The sequence below is a fragment of the Pseudoglutamicibacter albus genome, from assembly GCF_031458175.1.
Classification (GTDB): Bacteria; Actinomycetota; Actinomycetes; order Actinomycetales; family Micrococcaceae; genus Pseudoglutamicibacter; species Pseudoglutamicibacter albus.
The window spans coordinates 2185885-2201778 of the sequence record NZ_JAVDXX010000001.1 but is presented as its reverse complement, the minus strand read 5'-3'; the positions used below and the strand labels follow the sequence as shown (position 1 = coordinate 2201778).

Below are 15894 nucleotides of genomic sequence, written 5' to 3'. Positions count from 1 at the left end.
CCCCGCCCGCCTAAACCTCCCTGATTAAAACCTTCGGCATCGTGTGTGCTGTTATTCCACGACCGAAATAACAGCACACACGATGCCGAAGATGAAAAAGGGAGTAGCGGATTATGTAGATTCAGCGGCGCGGGCTCGGAATCGCGTCCTCATTCTCGGAAACGAAATCATAGTAATCACGCGCCTTCAACGCAGCACCAGCCACCGCATCGACATAAACATCACAGCGGCGATGGAACTGAAGAGCCGACGCCGGGACCATCGCAGCCACAGGCCCCTCAACCATGCCCGCAACCGCAACAGCCTTAGCCGCACCCGTCGCGATCATGAGCACGCGGTCCGCGTCCATAACAGTGCCGATACCCTGCGTGATGCAGTGGACCGGTACCGCGTCAATATCGTTATCGAAGAACCGGGAATTATCCTGTCGCGTCTGCGGATGCAACGTCTTGACACGAGTACGCGAACCCAGCGCCGAACCCGGCTCATTGAAACCAATATGGCCGTTGCTGCCAATGCCGACAATCTGAAGGTCAGCGAAACCACGCTTAGCCATCTCGGCCTCGTAATTATCGGCCTCAGCGCGCGGATCTTCAGCCATACCGTTCGGCACAAAAACCTGCTCTGGCCGCAAACCCCACTGATCAATCACGTACTTCTTCAAAACAGCGTGATACGACTCCGGGTGGGTCGGCTCTAGCCCGATGTACTCGTCCAAAGCGAAACACGTGATCTTCGAAACATCCAACCCGTGGTCGCGAATATGTTCCGCGACATAGTTGTAAATACCGATCGGCGAAGAGCCGGTGGCCAAACCCAGAACCAAATCTGGCTTACGGCGGATGGCGTCAACAACGGCGGCGCCAGCCTTTTTCTCAGCGTCTGTTCTTGTCTTAGAGATGATCACGTCCATACGTCTACTCTAAGCGCCCACTGCACCACCGTTGCACACATTCCTTTTCGTTACTCGAAGGAACGCCCCAGATTGCACCCGCCCCTCCCCTAGCTAAACCTTCGGCATCAACAGTGCTGCTATTGGCCACGCTGCCGCGTGATCCGCGGCGGAGAAGCACCAGCCTCGCAACGAGGTTACGGAAACGTTACGGCGGCAACACGGGCACGAAAGTCACCCACCCGCTGCCTCGACGAATAACAGCAATTACGTTGCCAAAGATGAAAACATGGGACGGATGTTACTCATGTGACTCATGTGAATAGTGGGGATTATGTTCTTAGTGTTGCCAACGTGATGGAAGTTTCGTAAAGTGTCTTGGAGACCTTTGCTGAATTGTGATTTTCCTGTGACAAACGAGCTTCACTATTCAGTCCATTTAGAGCTTTCCCGGACAAAAGGACTTCTTACATGGCACAGCGATTCCGCCTTGCCGCAGCGGTCACCGCCGTAGCGATCACCGCAACCACCTTCGTCGGCACCGCATCCGCGTTCCCTGGCGCCCCCACCACAAAGCCTGTGCAAAAACAGCGCGCCAGCGTACCGTCCGCGCACGAAGTCAAAACCGCAAAACTCAACCCCACTGCCGCCAAGGACATGCGGCACACCCTCGAGACGCAACTGACACAGACGTCGCTGAACCTCAACACCGCCCAGGCCAACGCACAACTCGCCTGGGACGCTCTCAGCGCCGCACAGCAGCGCGCAGTACGCAAGAGCGAAGAAGCCGCTGAGGCCAAGCGCGAACTCGAAGCCGCACGCGAAGCCGAACAGCGTGCAGGTAAAGACCTCGGCCGCATCGCCTCTGAGACCTACCGCAACGGCGGCCTCAACGTAGACCCAGGGGAGCTGCTGGCCGCAGAGAACCCGCAGGAGATCCTGAACCGCTCCGACGCGCTACGTCACCTCTCCGACGCCCGCGCCCGCGACCTCGCTACCGCCCGCAACGCGACCGAGCTAGCCAAGCAATGGGACGCCTACGCGCAAGCCACCGCTCGCGCCGCCGAGAAGGCGCTCGGCGAACAGACCGAAGCCGAAACGAAGGCGCAGAAGGTCGCAGCGGAAACCCGCGTCACCGTCCTAGAAACCACCGCGGACCAGAACGAGCTGCTTGACCGCCTCGCAGACCTCAACGGGACCACCCGCGCGAAAGAAGCCAAGGCGTTCCAGAAGCGGGAAGACGAACGCCTCCAGCGCGAATTCGAAGCCGCCCAGGCAGCACAGCGTGAAGAAGAAGCCCGCGCCCAAGCCGAAGCCGCCCGCGCTGAAGCTGAACGCGAGGCCGCTGAACAGGCAAACACCACCGTTGACGGCATCGAACGCCCCGCCAGCGTCCGGGACACCGGCGATACTGGCACCCAAGCCGCCGATGCCGGCGCTAGCGATGATGGCGCTGCCTCCGATGCTGACAGTGACGGTACAGAAGAAGCCGCTACCCCGTCGGAATCTGAAGCTCCTGCCGGGCCAGGCGATGAAGAACTAGCAGAATCCCAACGCAAGGCCGAAGAAGAAGCCGCCCGCGCCGCTGCCGAACGCGAAGCTGCCGAACAGGCCGAGAAGCAACGCCAGGCAGAAGAGAAGCGTAAGCAGCTTGAAGCTGAGCAAGCCGAAGCCGCCAAGAAGGCTGAAGAGGCCCGCAAGGCGCAGGAAGAAGCCCAGCGCAAGGCTGAAGAAGCGAAGAAGGCAGAGCGCGAACGCCTCGAGCGTGAAGCCGCTGAGCGTGAGGCTGCCGCGAAGAAGGCCGAAGAGGCCCGCAAGGCCGCTGAACAGAAGGCCAAGCAAGAAGCAGCTCGTGCCGAAGCTGACCGGAAGGCTGCAGAAAAGCGCGCAGCCGAGCAGCGTGCCGCAGCCAAAAAAGCTGAAGAAGCCCGCAAGGCCGCCGCAAAGCAAGCTGCCGCGAAGAAAGCCAAGGAACAAGCCGCTAAGAAGGCGGCTCAGCAGCGAGCCGCCCAGCAGAAGGCCGCCGCCAAGAAGGCTGCCGCTCAGAAGGCGCAAGCCAAGAAAGCCGCTGCGAAGAAGAAGCAAGCTGCGCGTGCAGGCGCCGGTAAGCAGGCCGCCCTCAACTGGGCACTCAACATCGCAGGCTCGCAGGGATACGGCTACGTGTTCGGGGCGAACGGCCCACGCTACTTCGACTGCTCGTCCTTCGTGCAGAACGCATTCCGCCAGTCCGGGATCTCCACCCAGCGCGTAGCGAGCGCACAGTTCACCGGGGCGCCGCAGCAAGTCAGCCTCAAGAACCTGCAGGTCGGAGACCTCGTGTTCTCCTCCAACAACGGCGCACCGTCCGGCATCTACCACGTAGCGATCTACGTCGGCAACGGACAAGTAGTCCACGCACGCAACCCGCGCGCCGGCATCGGCGTAACCCCAATCAGCTACGTCAACAACATCTACCCGCTAGCGGCCCGCTACTAAGCCCCGCTAACTCACCTTTGGCATCGTGAGTGCTGAAATAGTTTCAGCACTCACGATGCCAAAGGTTTTAAAAAGCAACAGGGCCTGACCATGCCACCGGCATGACCAGGCCCCGCTACTGTTATAGAAGACCGCTACAGAACCGCGGCTTCAGAAGCCACGCAACCGCCCGCGAACGCGCGGCTACTTCTTTTCGCCTTCGGCTTCTTCCTGCGGCATCGGGCCGAACTCGCCACGGTTCTCGATACGCTCATCCTTACGCGCAGGAACCACAAGAACCGGGCACTTCGCATGGTTCAAAACCGACTGCGATGTGGAACCCAACAGCATGCCCGCGAAACCGCCACGACCACGCGTACCCGTAATCAGCAAGCGTGCCCGCTTCGATTCCTCAATCAAAACCTGCGCAGGCACACCCTCAACAACAGCAGTCGAAACAAGCAAACCATCAAAGTGGTGACGCAACCAATCAGCCGCTGCAGAAAGCTGCGTATTCATCTCGCGGACCACCGACTGCTGGTCCATCGCAGATGCCGCCCACATCTGGGTGCCCGAAAGCGGCGGCAAAGCCCACACAACCTTCAACTCACACCCGCGAGCCACAGCCTCCTGAGCCGCATCCAACATCGCCAAGCGAGCCGCCGTCGAACCATCGACACCAACCACCACCGTGTCCGATGCCTCCTTACGAGCCAACGAACCCTTCGGAACCACAACGGTCGCGCAATGCGCGTGCGGTGGAACAGCCGAAGCAACCGAACCCAAAATACGGCCAAAGAAACCGCCACGGCCGCGGGCTCCCATCACAACCATCTCGGCGTGCTGCGAATACTCCAGCAAAGTGCCCGCCGCGTCGCCCGTCTCAACATACGCACGCACACGGTCAGCCGGAGCGAATGGCATCTCCGGGTTCTCACGACGGCGCCGATCCAGATCCGCAAGCGCCTCACGCAAAACCGTCTCCGCGCCGGAACGCAACGTCTCATCATCCAAAGCCGAATAGCCGGCATCCATCGCGGTAGCAACGAACGTTGGGATCGTGTAGGACATCACGGCCTCAACAGGCAGATCACGACGCCCACCTTCAGCCGCCGCCCACGCAAGGGCCTCCAGCGACTGCTCGGAACCATCGACACCCACCACTACAGCTCCAGCGCCAGGCGTGTTTTTCTTCTGCGCCTCCTCACGGTTGCGGCTGTCCTCCTGCTTCCGGGCCTCCAGACGGATCGCAGCCAAATCCAAGGCCGACGTATCAACGTTCGGTTCACCGGTGTTCGGGGTTGGGGTGTTCTCTGGGGTATCGGTCATGGTGAAACTCCTACAGATTCATTGCGCTTTGCACGCTTTACCTCCACCGTACAGGCCAAACGCACCTCACGGGGAGAATCCATTGAATAAAAATCCGAGATTAATAACAACACTCACGATGCTAAAGATTAAGTTGGGGCGGGTGGTGTGGGGGATGCGCGCGATGCTGGTCACGGCTTACGCGCGATGCTGTTAAAGACTTGCTGTTAACGACACAGTGCCGGGGAACAACTGATGCTCCCCGACACTGACGATGCGCTGGCCACTATATTCGCGGCCGCCGGCAACTGCCACCTAAAGTCCGCGGCCGGCGACAACGGCGCCGGCAACAGCGAGACAGATGAAGCACGTCAGCCTCACTGCGGCGCAGGCTTAGACGCCTTATATTCCGATGGCTTTATACTTCGTCCATGCGCTTCGGGGCATGCCAGAGGTCCGCGCCGCGGCCCTGATCCAAGCTGTCGAAGCCGCCGTCCACGTAAATGATCTGGCCGGCCATCGAACGGTTACCTTCAGATACGAGGAACGCGAGCACTTCAGCAACCGCTTCCGGCTTGACAGCACCGTTCAGCGGAGCCGGCATGACGCCCAGCACAGCCTTGCGGCCTTCCTCGGTTGCCAGAAGGTCCTTGGTCATCGGGGTTTCCACAACACCTGGGCCTACCGCGTTGATTGCAATGCCTTTGCCGGCATATTCCTCGGTCGGTGCGACCTTACGGACCCAGGTCGCGATGGCACGCTTCGATGCCGAATAGTTCGCGTAACCGATCTCCTGGCTCTTCTCAGCGAGCGCAGCGCCGTACTCGACGGCTTCTTCACGCTTGCCCTCCAGCAGCAGGTTCACAAGGTTGGTATCAGTTGGCTGGAGGGAAGCAGCCGACGCGGTAACAGCTACGCGTGGGTTCTCCGACTTCTCAAGCAGAGGCTTGAGCGATTCAATCGTGTCAATAGCCCCAAAGAAGTTCACTTTGACGTCGAGCGGAGTCTGCGATGCGGTACCTGCGTTGGCGACAATCGCATCAATATGGCCGTGTTCCTCGCTGATCTTGTCGACCATGGCCTGCAGCGACTCTGCGTTGCTTAGGTCAACTTCGAGGTCAGCACCCTTCAAATCGACGCCGATCACGGTTTCGCCACGCTGTTTCAGAAGATCCGCAGTGGCTTTACCGATCCCAGACCCAGCACCTGTTACGACAATAACTCGAGCCATTGAACTCCACCCTTTTCTTGCGATTCGTGGATTGATGTAACGCTTTAATGATACCAGCCGGGTATAGAGAATATAGAGAAAACAAAGTGACGAAATAGCGTCCATCAGGCCACGAGTCTGTAGCAGGTCATGTACCGCAATGCAAGCCATAAAGAAGCCTATGGCACCGCGCCTGCTCAGCGAAGATCTCACTCCCCAAGGAGCCGAAATATACACAGACAAATCATTGAAGAAATCACTACATAATCAACACTAAATTGAATAATGAGCGAGACTAATTCCATTCACCTGAGTGGCCCTACATCCATACCAAGCCCGCCCCGCATCGGACGCAACCAACCCAAAGGAACCACCAACACCACGCAAACCCGCGACATCAAGCCCCACACGCGCCCGCGCAAACAGTAGAATTCACAACATGTCATCAGCACGCACCAATCAAGCCACCAGTGGGCTCAGCACATACTTCAAGCTCACCGAACGGGGCTCAACACTCGGCCGCGAAATCCGCGGCGGTTTCGCAACATTCTTCGCGATGAGCTACATCGTCGTCCTCAACCCGCTCATCCTCCAAGGCGCCGACACCAACGGCTACGAACTCGGCATCGCCCGAGTCGCAGCCGCAACCGCATTCGTAGGCGGCCTCCTCTCAATCGTCATGGGCCTCTGGGCGAAACAACCCTTCGCCCTCGCAACAGGCCTCGGCGTCAACGCGCTCGTAGCCGTCACCGTCGCAACCAACCCCGGACTCTCATGGCAAGCAATGATGGGCCTGGTCGTCATCGCCGGTACCATCATGTTCATCCTCGTCCTCACAGGGTTCCGAACAGCGGTCTTCAACGCCGTCCCCGCAGGGCTTAAAACCGCCATCGTGGTAGGTATCGGCGCCTTCATCACGCTGATCGGCCTCGTCAACGCAGGCTTCGTACGCGCCGGCCCAGGCACCGTCGTAACGCTTGGCATCAACGGCCGACTCGTCGGCTGGCCAACCCTCGTCTTCCTCTTCGGGCTGTTCCTCACCATCGCCCTCATGGTCCGCAAAGTCCGCGGCGCCATCCTCATCGGCATCATCGCCTCCGCGATCCTCGCGAACATCCTGCAAGCAACCCTCAAAATCGGCGCCGGCGGCGAAGACAACCCAACAGGGTGGGCGCTCGTCGTCCCAGGCCAGAACTTCACGTGGCAGCTACCTGACCTCTCCCTCATCGGCCAAGCAAACGTTGTAGAAGCGTTCACCCCGTCGTCCATCGGCGCGGTCGCCGCGATCCTGCTGGTGTTCGTGATCCTGCTCTCCATCTTCTTCGACGCGATGGGCACCATGGTCGGCCTCGCGACCGCCGCCGGCACCATCGACAAAGACGGGCACATAGAGAACGTGGACCGCGTGCTTCTCGTCGACGCGGCAGGCGCCGTCGCCGGTGGTGGCGCGGGCGTTTCCTCCAACCAGATCTTCGTCGAATCCTCCGCCGGTATTGCTGAAGGTGCGCGCACAGGTATCGCGGCCATCGTCACCGGTGTGCTGTTCCTGCTCGCGATGTTCCTGACCCCGCTCGTGCAATTCGTGCCATTCGAAGCCGTAGCTCCGGCCCTCGTGACCGTCGGGTTCCTCATGATGAGCCAAGTCACCAACATCGACTGGGACGACATCGGCATCGCACTACCAGCGTTCCTCACGATCCTGATGATGCCGTTCACCTACTCCATCGCAGACGGCATCGGCGCAGGCTTCATCGCATACGTGTTCGTGCGCCTCGTCCAAGGCCGCATCAAAGACATCCACCCACTCATGTGGGTCGTCGCCGGGTTCTTCCTCGTGTTCTTCGGCATGGGGCTAGTAGACGGCTGGACGGGCGCCTCCGCCTAACCAAACCCAACCTTCGGCACAAAAATTGTAGAAATAATACCGACGGGGCCGGGGCTGGCCAGGTCAGGCTGGTTTGGCCGGGAGAGACTAGGCCGGGCACGGGCGAGGCCGGTCAGGGACGATGCCGGTCAGGAAGTTAGCCTGAATAAGTGGGCGGGGCTGTTGCAGCCAGTGTGAACTGGTCGCAACGGCCCCGCTTTCGCGTTGCCATACGGTGGCGACCTCGATCTTGCACTGCTATGAGCTGGCTTACACCTGTGTTGATGGCCTTGTTTTGTGTTTGTGGCTAGCGGTGACGCTCGATGGTTTCCGGGATACCGGACAGAAGGTTGGGTGCGAACTCGATTTCTGAAGATTCAATTGCCCTGTGTTTATGCGGGACTTTGAGGAATCTGCTCGCATCCGAAACGTGAAAGATAAATTTCATTTCGTTTGTCTATGGTGCTTTTTGATGCGCTTCGCTACCTTAGGTTCTAAACAGAAACACATGCCTAAGGGGCGACACCATGACAGATCTAAAACGCAGCGCTATCGCCGCAGCCCTGACGTTCACGCTTGTTTCCGGTCTGGCTGCCTGCGACACCAATGACGATGCGAAGCCCGCCGAAGCTGCTACTTCAGTCTCGCCGTCTGCAAGGCCGAGTGATAAGGAAGCCAAGAATAAGAACACGTCCGAAAGCGACACGGACAAGAGCCCCGCGAAATCTAAACCTTCCGCGAGTCCGTCGCCGAAGGGCCCCTATAAGCCAGCAACCCCGAAACGCCCAGCACAGAACGTGCCTGTCCCTGGACCACTACCGGAGGTAGCGAAGGAAGAAAGCAAAGCTGGGCAAGTCGCGTTCATCGAGCACTGGTTCAAAGAATTCAACTACGGACTGGAAACCAACAAGCTACGGCTCGAGTTCTGGGAAATGACCAATAAATCTTGCATCTACTGCAAGATGGTTCAAAGGGTCAGGAAAATGATGGAGAAAGACGGGTCCTGGAACATCGGCGGTGAGTTGAATCCAAAAAAGATTCACCCCAACCTGAAGAAACTCGACAACGGCATCTACGAAGTTCACCTCTCCGTCATTGAAAAGCCGCGTAAACGGTATTTTCCCGGGAAGCTGAAGCCTTTTGAGGATATCTCCGGAGGCACGGTGGACGATGCCTTCGTGGAACTGCGCAGAATCGACGGGCAATGGCGGTTTGAAGGGATCTACCACAGTGCGAATTAAGCGGAATATCGTCTTGTTCTGTGTCCTTCCGCTACTACTAGCGCCAGGATATGCCTCTGCCGCGCCTGATGTTGGCTTCGACCAAGACTCAAAATCGGTTGAATCATCATTCTCAAAGCGGGACGTTGAGGAGAAGACATCGAAAATGCACGCAGAATCCCTGCCTGGGGCGCCCTCTCATGCGCCGGCGGCTGCTCCTAAGTTTTTTGGGAAGCGTTTGTTGTGGAGCCAGGCTTGTACCGCTTCTGCGTTGGACCGGTCCGGGGCTGTGACCGCTTCCACCAAGGCCGCTGGTAGTGACCTGCACGTAGCCGAGATGGTGGACCTGAAAGCTCGTAACGCGGCTAAAACCCAGGCCTGCACTTCTAGAACCACAGGAAAGATGCTGCCTACCCGCGCTGATGTGTGGGAGAAAGAAACCTCCACCTCACACATGTACCAGAAACGAGGAACCTTCCGGGTTGAGGCGACCGTGACCTATGCCGGGAAGTACTCCCTGGATAACGGTGAAACCTGGGACACCATCCCAGGAACCTTGGAAACCCAAGCTACGCCCTTGGATATACGGGTTTGGAGTATGAGGTCAGTCAACGTCTCCGGTCCCTGCCAACCAGGCAACCCCAATGATGACCCGACCTGCAAGATACAAGACTTCACCATCTTCAAACCCCGCCAAACACGCTAACCCCCACCACAACACGACACGGACGAAATGAGGCACCGTCATGCTAAACCTGAAACGAGGAGCCACCGCCACCGTACTGACACTCGCTCTGATTTCCGGTCTGGCTGCCTGCGGCACCAAGGACGATGCGAAGCCCGCCGAAGCTGCTACTGCAGCTACCGAGTCATCGTCTGAAAGGCAGAGCGATGAGGAAGCCAAAGACGAAAACGTTTCCGGTAGCGGCAAAGAATCTGCGAGTGTGAAGCCTTCCGCGAGTCCGTCACCGACGGGGCCATATAAACCGGCCACCCCGAAACGACCAGCTCAGAACGTGCCTGTCCCAGGACCCTTGCCTGAGGTAGCGAAAGAAGAAAGCAAAGCGGGGCAGATTGCTTTCGTTGAGCACTGGGTCAAGGAAGTCAACTATGCGATGGAGTCCCGACAACCAACTCCACTTTTCCAAGAAATGAATGGCGCGAAGTGTAAGTATTGTAAAAAGATCAAAACTAGCGCGGATAACCTTCGAAAAACTAAGACTTGGGTTGTTGGGGGCAAGATACGCCTGGAGCACCTGAGGCCCGAACCGCGCCAATCGTCCGATGCTGAGTACAGAGTCACAACTCACGCTAGTAACGACAAGATTCTCGTCTACACAAAGAACAGTACAAAGCCCGTCCAGACTGTCCCTGCGACTAAGCAACCCAACGGATTCGTTGCGTTGGAATGGCGCGAAGACAAGTGGGTAGTCAAGGGGTTCTACAACTATGCTGACTAAGACGAGGTACTTTTACGTTCTCCTTCTGACTCTTTTCTTGTTCTTTTCACAGAGCTTGTATGTTCCGCGATCTTCAGCGGTGAATGTTGCACCCATCCAAGATGGAATCGAAGTCGCCCATACAGAGAGCGTCGAGAAACACACGACGAGTTCTAAGAGTCCTGCTAACCACACGCCGGCGGCTGTTCCTAAGTTTTTTGGGAAGCGTTTGTTGTGGGATCCAGCTTGTACCCCGGGCGCGTTGGATCGCTCCGGGGCTGTGACCGGTTCCACCAAGGTTGCTGGTAGTGACCTGCACGTAGCCGAGATGGTGGACTCTAAAGCTCGTAACGCGGCTAAAACCCAAGCCTGCACCCGACGAGCCGTCGATGAATGCGGTCAACGCGACGACCTGCTCTACACCACCAACACCGCCACCACACAACTCGCCTGCCGCGCCAAAAGCAAACCATCTAAGAACGATGCCCCACCTGAGCAGGCCCCGCTGACCATCACCGAAATCCGAACACTCATCGAGACCGAAACCAAACGCATCCACATCCACCCCGGAGCAGTCACCACCGATGCGATCAAACCCAACACCCTCACCACCGCCTGGACCAACTTCTACCTCACCAACCCCAAACAGACCACCGACGGCAACAAGAACGGCAAAGCCGGTAAAGACACTGCCGCCGCTGGTGGTGTGGTGCGGGAAACCATCGACGTTCTCGGTGAGAACGTCACCGTCGAGCTGACGCCGATCAAGTATCGGTGGAAATACGGCGACGGCGAGGCACGCACTTCTAGAACCGCGGGGAAAATGCTGCCCACTAAAGCTGATGTGTGGGAGAAGGAAACCCCGACCTCTCACATGTACCAGAAACGAGGAACCTACCGGGTGGAAGCCACTGTGACCTACACGGGGAAGTACTCCCTGGATAACGGTGAAACCTGGGACACGATCCCCGGCACATTGGAAACCCAAGCCACACCCCTAGATATACGGGTGTGGAGTATGAGGTCCGTCAATGTCTCTGGTCCCTGCCAACCAGGTAACCCCAATGATGACCCGACCTGCAAGATACAAGACTTCACCATCTTCAAACCCCGCCAAACACGCTAACCACACATAACGGCACACACCCACCAAAGCGCGAGCCCCACATAACCGCTCAGCCGCCGCGCATCACAATCCCACAACACAACACACAAAACGGGCCGGCCGCTTCCCGCGGCCGGCCCTGAACATACCCTCTGGGGGTTCGGGTGAATAACCAATACCAGCGATGTGTCAGTGCCGCTGTTTACGCTACTCCTGCTATATCCACCAGGTAACCTGCGAGCTATCTGAACCCGAGTACGATCACACCATCCATCATCGACCGCTGAGTCTCACTAAGCGCTGCAGTACGCCTTATCCTGAGGAACTGTCCTTGACACGAGCGGGACTACTATTACGAGGACTATAGTCACCTAACCCTGTCGTCAGATTTCCGCGTAGACCGTCAACGCAACCTTCACTTCGCGCCGAAGCGTGACTCCAGCTCGTTGCCTGCCAACACTTGAGCCGGCAAAGGGTCAGAAAGCAATCCTTTAACAAGGCGCGCCGCATCTCCGAAGCCTTGGTTCGACGCCGCCATCACGATATTTCCTCTGCGCCTTCCCTTAAATACCGCGGGATCCGAAACAGCAATTATGTTGCCGAAGGTTCCTTTAAGGGTTGAGAGTTCGCGGCGCACATTCACCAGTTCCGGGCCATCACCCACATTCAACAGATATAACCCATCCGGCGCCAAGACTCTCGCAACCTCGCCAACGAACCCGGCATCAACGAATCCCGACGGCGTCGCATCTCCCGCGAAAACATCCCGGACCACAACGTCACGGCTAGCCGCCGTCAGCGTCGGAACAACATCCAAAGCATCCCCCGAACGCAACCGCAGCATCGGCGCCCGCGGCAGATCGAACCAGCCCCGCACCAGCTCGTTTAGCCGGGCATCCAACTCCACAACAACCTGTCGCGACTTCGGGAACGCCGCATTCACATACCGTGGAAATGCCGCAGCCCCACCACCCAAATGCAAAACCCGAAGACGCGCCTCAGCATCAAAAACATTGCCCAGAATCAATGCCATCCAACGCATATACTCGAAATCCAGGTGCAACGGATCAGAAAGATTGATGCTCGAGGACGGCACACCATTCACCAAAACCGTCCACGTATCAGGTGTATACGGGTCACGTTCAAGCGCCACCTCACCAGTCGAAACAGGCCACTGGCCTTCCCGCAGATCCTCCGGCCCTGCCGGCGGAGCATCCGTGCGAGCATCAGCGCCCACATCGGACGCTTCATTCTCGCCCTGCAGCAAGCGTGATCGGCGGGCAGCCCTCCCCCGCTTCCTACGCGATGCACCCCCGCGCTGCGTTGAGCTCCCGCTCATGAATGCGTCGTCAAATTCTTCGTTGGAACATTGCGGATCATGCGAATCTCTCGCGCGCCCGACCACTCATCCGGCAGATTCTCCACCGCGCCATCGGCAACGAAACCAAGCTTCGTATAAAAAGCGCGCGCACGAGCGTTATTCTCCAGAACCCACAAAATGCAGGAGTCCTCACCAACCACAAAATCCACCAGCCGCGACGCAATCCCACTGCCATGCCACGCCTTGTCCACGTAACAAGTGAACAGCTGCCACTTCGCGTGCGTCTCAAAACGATCCTGGTCATCAAGAATCGGCGCCGCCGTCGCCACACCAACCACCTGACCATCCGAGGTACGCGCGACCGCGAAACGCGACTGATTACCTGGGCGCGCCAACATCGCCGACCATGCAGCCACATCCTTATCTAGGCGCGCATCCATCTCATTCAGGTCTTCTTCACCCAAATACTTGTCATACGTGTCACGCCAGCCCTGATTCTTGACACGCAAAGCATCCCTGACTGTCTCCGCAGTCATAGGCTCGATGCGCACATCAGTGCCAGCCGATGCAGGCGGGCTCGCCGCAGTAATCAAGGCGACCGCCGTGCCGGAGGAAACCTGCTCACTCAAACAACCGAACGCAGTTGAAGCGAACCGCGGATCATCACGCAAAAGCTGCAACGCTCCATACATTCCAGTAGCGGCATCTATCGAGGCTGATTTCTTACCCGTGACGGCATATAAAGATTCCGACGACGCTGACTCCTCAGCCCACGCCCGTTCCGCATCCTCAACATCCGCATCCGCCAACGCATCCAGCCCACGCACAACCACAACCGAACCCGGCGTCGTCAACCGCAAAGCCCACTTCAAATACGTCGCAGCCGACTCAGGATCAGCATCAATCAACACCACATCAAACGGAGCCAAACGATTCCACGTCAACTGATGCAACGCACGAACCGCAGGCCCCGCATCAACAGTCCACCGCCCCGAAGCCTCACCCTCCGGGTCCAACAGACGCAAATTCTCCCGCGCCCGAGCAGCGCAGTCACGGTCAATCTCCAACGCATGCAAATGCCCATCCGCCGGCAACGCCTGCAAAAACCAACCAGACGAATACCCCAGCCCCGCACCAATATCCAGCACACGCCGAGAACGAGTCAACGTCGTCAACAACGCCAACAACTTCCCGAAAGAAGCACTCGCATGAGTATCGCCCTCCGCCTCCAACTGGCGGCGAATAGTAGCCAACGCCTCAGGTTCATGGGTGACCGAAGACAGCAACCCCTGAAAAGAGAAACCCCCAACAGGAACGTCAGTCACTCAAACCTCCCACAACCACGATGCGAACCCGAACCGGCCACGCGAACTCGATCGACGCGTGCGTACCGCGTCGCCACAACAATCAGCTATCCGACTTGCTTATAGCGGACTCCAAGCGCTCAAGCTTACCGTCCAATTCCCCATCGAACCCTGGACGAATATCAGCCTTGATGACCAGCGAAACACGGGAACTGAACCGTTCCACCGCCTCGGTGGCGCGCTTGATCACGTCAAACACATCATCCCAAGTGCCTTCGATCTCCGTGAACATACTCGACGTGCGGTTCGGCAGCCCCGAATCACGGACCACCTTCACCGCCTCGGCAACAGCCTCAGCGACCGAACCATCACTGTCAGCACCAGCACCGGAAGGCGCAACAGAAAAAGCAACAATCATAAAAAACAGCGTGCCACGTTTACCCGGCGAAGCCCACCCAAGTGACACCCTTTAACTTTCGGCAACACCAGTGCTACAAAACCGCGCACCCAGGCCACTATCCACAGATTTTCCAGCAATTACGTTGCCAAAGAATAATTATCCACAGATTCTAGAAATCACCCCCACGCCACACAAAAACACCCCATGATGCATCCATGGGAAGAAAACTCACACCACCACCAGAAGCACTCCACAACACTGTCTTCACGCGCCAAGAAGCCATCCAAGCCGGCCTCACACCCGGCCAACTCCGCTCACACCAATACACACGCGTAGCCCCAAGCATCTACTGCCACCGCAACACCACACCCACCCCCACCGCAATCGCCCGCGCCTACAGCAGAAGCCGCCCCCGCATCGTCATCACAGGAATACAAGCAGCCCAACACTACAAACTCCCACTACCCCACTGGATCGAAAACCCCACCACCGACCCAAACACCCCAACACCACGCATCAGCCTCTGGTCACGCACCTGGCGCCGCGACCACCCAGGCCACCACCTCGAATGGAACAAACGACGCCTCAAACCAGGCGACGTCACAACCCTCCCCGACCCCGAATTCCCCACCCACATACACATCACCACCGTCGAACGCACCTGGTTCGACCTCGCCAACATCCTCGACCTCGAAAACATGGTCATCACCCTCGACCACATCATCCGCATCCCCAACCCAAAATACGAAAACCGCGAAAAACCACTCTCCACGCCCGCGAAAATCGCGGCGTTCATCGACGCGCACCCCCACATTCCAGGTATCAGAATCGCGCGAAAAGCACTACGCCTCGCACGCATCGGCGCCGACTCGCCCCAAGAAACCCGCCTACGACTCGCCTGCCGCGAAGCTCAACTGCCCGAACCTGCCGTCAACCGGTGGATCCAAGACCACGACGGACACCCCATCGTGCGCCCCGACCTCACCTGGCCCGAAGCGAAAGTAGCGTGCGAATACGACGGCGCAATCCACACAACCGCAAAGAAACAAGTCACCGACGCGCGCCGCAACGCACTCACAGCCCGGCTCGGATGGCAACAAATCATTGCGACAGAGAATGACATGTCACCGCAGGAGCGCCTCGGCTGGCTGACCCGGGAACGCCTCACCGCCTGGAGCCAACTCAGCAAAAACAAACAGAGGCCGATGCGGCCGCTCGGGGTACGCATCGGGCATTACGGGATCAAACTGCGGGTATGGCAGCCAGCCTCAATGGGGTTGGCGCCGGCGCTGGCGCAATCACCTGTTATCCGCCAGATCCGTAAAGCGCTCGGCTACACGTTAGCGGCCTGACACCAACTCCATGATCTGCGCC

Annotated in this window: 14 protein-coding genes; 7 read left to right on the top strand and 7 right to left on the bottom strand. The window is 58.2% G+C overall.

From position 1 onward, the window contains the following. Window positions 1-121: 121 nt before the first annotated feature. Window positions 122-913: a glucosamine-6-phosphate deaminase gene (gene nagB, locus J2S67_RS09700; RefSeq protein ID WP_035754395.1), complete on the bottom strand. Its 792-nt coding sequence runs from the start codon at window positions 911-913 to the stop codon at window positions 122-124. A 450-nt stretch (window positions 914-1363) separates the two neighbouring features. On the opposite strand from nagB, the gene J2S67_RS09695 reads away from it, so the two are divergent. Beyond that, the gene (locus tag J2S67_RS09695; RefSeq protein WP_310248605.1) at window positions 1364-3370 is read left to right on the top strand and encodes a C40 family peptidase; all 2007 of its coding nucleotides are present in this window, start codon (window positions 1364-1366) and stop codon (window positions 3368-3370) included. A 183-nt stretch (window positions 3371-3553) separates the two neighbouring features. Here the strand turns inward: J2S67_RS09695 and J2S67_RS09690 are convergent, their stop codons facing one another. Then, window positions 3554-4678 carry a universal stress protein gene (locus J2S67_RS09690; protein ID WP_310248602.1) on the bottom strand — a complete coding sequence of 375 codons (1125 nt, stop codon included), beginning with the start codon at window positions 4676-4678 and terminating at the stop codon, window positions 3554-3556. 397 nt (window positions 4679-5075) lie between these two features. Continuing rightward, complete coding sequence (locus J2S67_RS09685) at window positions 5076-5888, bottom strand: SDR family oxidoreductase (protein ID WP_035754399.1); 813 nt, start codon at window positions 5886-5888, stop codon at window positions 5076-5078. A gap of 418 nt (window positions 5889-6306) precedes the next feature. Here J2S67_RS09685 and J2S67_RS09680 point away from each other — a divergent pair, with 418 nt between their 5' ends. Next, window positions 6307-7752, top strand: a complete 1446-nt coding sequence (locus J2S67_RS09680; protein ID WP_035754401.1) for an NCS2 family permease — start codon at window positions 6307-6309, stop codon at window positions 7750-7752. Between the two features lie 286 nt (window positions 7753-8038). Here the strand turns inward: J2S67_RS09680 and J2S67_RS09675 are convergent, their stop codons facing one another. Continuing rightward, window positions 8039-8179: a hypothetical protein gene (locus J2S67_RS09675; protein ID WP_156961750.1), complete on the bottom strand. Its 141-nt coding sequence runs from the start codon at window positions 8177-8179 to the stop codon at window positions 8039-8041. Between the two features lie 79 nt (window positions 8180-8258). Between J2S67_RS09675 and J2S67_RS09670 the strand changes: the two genes are divergently transcribed. The 4 genes from J2S67_RS09670 (at window position 8259) to J2S67_RS09655 (ending at window position 11516) form a co-directional block, all read left to right on the top strand. After that, a complete protein-coding gene (locus J2S67_RS09670; RefSeq protein WP_310248596.1) occupies window positions 8259-8972 on the top strand; it encodes a DUF6318 family protein in 714 nt (237 codons plus the stop codon). A 145-nt stretch (window positions 8973-9117) separates the two neighbouring features. Then, window positions 9118-9657 carry a hypothetical protein gene (locus J2S67_RS09665; protein WP_310248593.1) on the top strand — a complete coding sequence of 180 codons (540 nt, stop codon included), beginning with the start codon at window positions 9118-9120 and terminating at the stop codon, window positions 9655-9657. 40 nt (window positions 9658-9697) lie between these two features. Beyond that, window positions 9698-10411 carry a DUF6318 family protein gene (locus J2S67_RS09660; RefSeq protein ID WP_310248589.1) on the top strand — a complete coding sequence of 238 codons (714 nt, stop codon included), beginning with the start codon at window positions 9698-9700 and terminating at the stop codon, window positions 10409-10411. Between the two features lie 241 nt (window positions 10412-10652). Further along, window positions 10653-11516: a PKD domain-containing protein gene (locus J2S67_RS09655; RefSeq protein ID WP_310248587.1), complete on the top strand. Its 864-nt coding sequence runs from the start codon at window positions 10653-10655 to the stop codon at window positions 11514-11516. Between the two features lie 394 nt (window positions 11517-11910). Here J2S67_RS09655 and J2S67_RS09650 read toward each other — a convergent pair whose 3' ends face one another. The 3 genes from J2S67_RS09650 to J2S67_RS09640 form a co-directional block, all read right to left on the bottom strand. Beyond that, window positions 11911-12732, bottom strand: coding sequence for a spermidine synthase (locus J2S67_RS09650; RefSeq protein ID WP_310248585.1), 822 nt, complete (start codon window positions 12730-12732; stop codon window positions 11911-11913). A gap of 98 nt (window positions 12733-12830) precedes the next feature. Next, window positions 12831-14141: a GNAT family N-acetyltransferase gene (locus J2S67_RS09645; protein ID WP_310248583.1), complete on the bottom strand. Its 1311-nt coding sequence runs from the start codon at window positions 14139-14141 to the stop codon at window positions 12831-12833. 82 nt (window positions 14142-14223) lie between these two features. Beyond that, window positions 14224-14538, bottom strand: a complete 315-nt coding sequence (locus J2S67_RS09640) for a thiamine-binding protein (RefSeq protein ID WP_070506922.1) — start codon at window positions 14536-14538, stop codon at window positions 14224-14226. 197 nt (window positions 14539-14735) lie between these two features. Here J2S67_RS09640 and J2S67_RS09635 point away from each other — a divergent pair, with 197 nt between their 5' ends. Further along, window positions 14736-15872 (top strand): hypothetical protein, encoded by a 1137-nt coding sequence (locus J2S67_RS09635; protein WP_310248580.1) that lies wholly within the window; start codon window positions 14736-14738, stop codon window positions 15870-15872. Window positions 15873-15894: the final 22 nt, after the last annotated feature.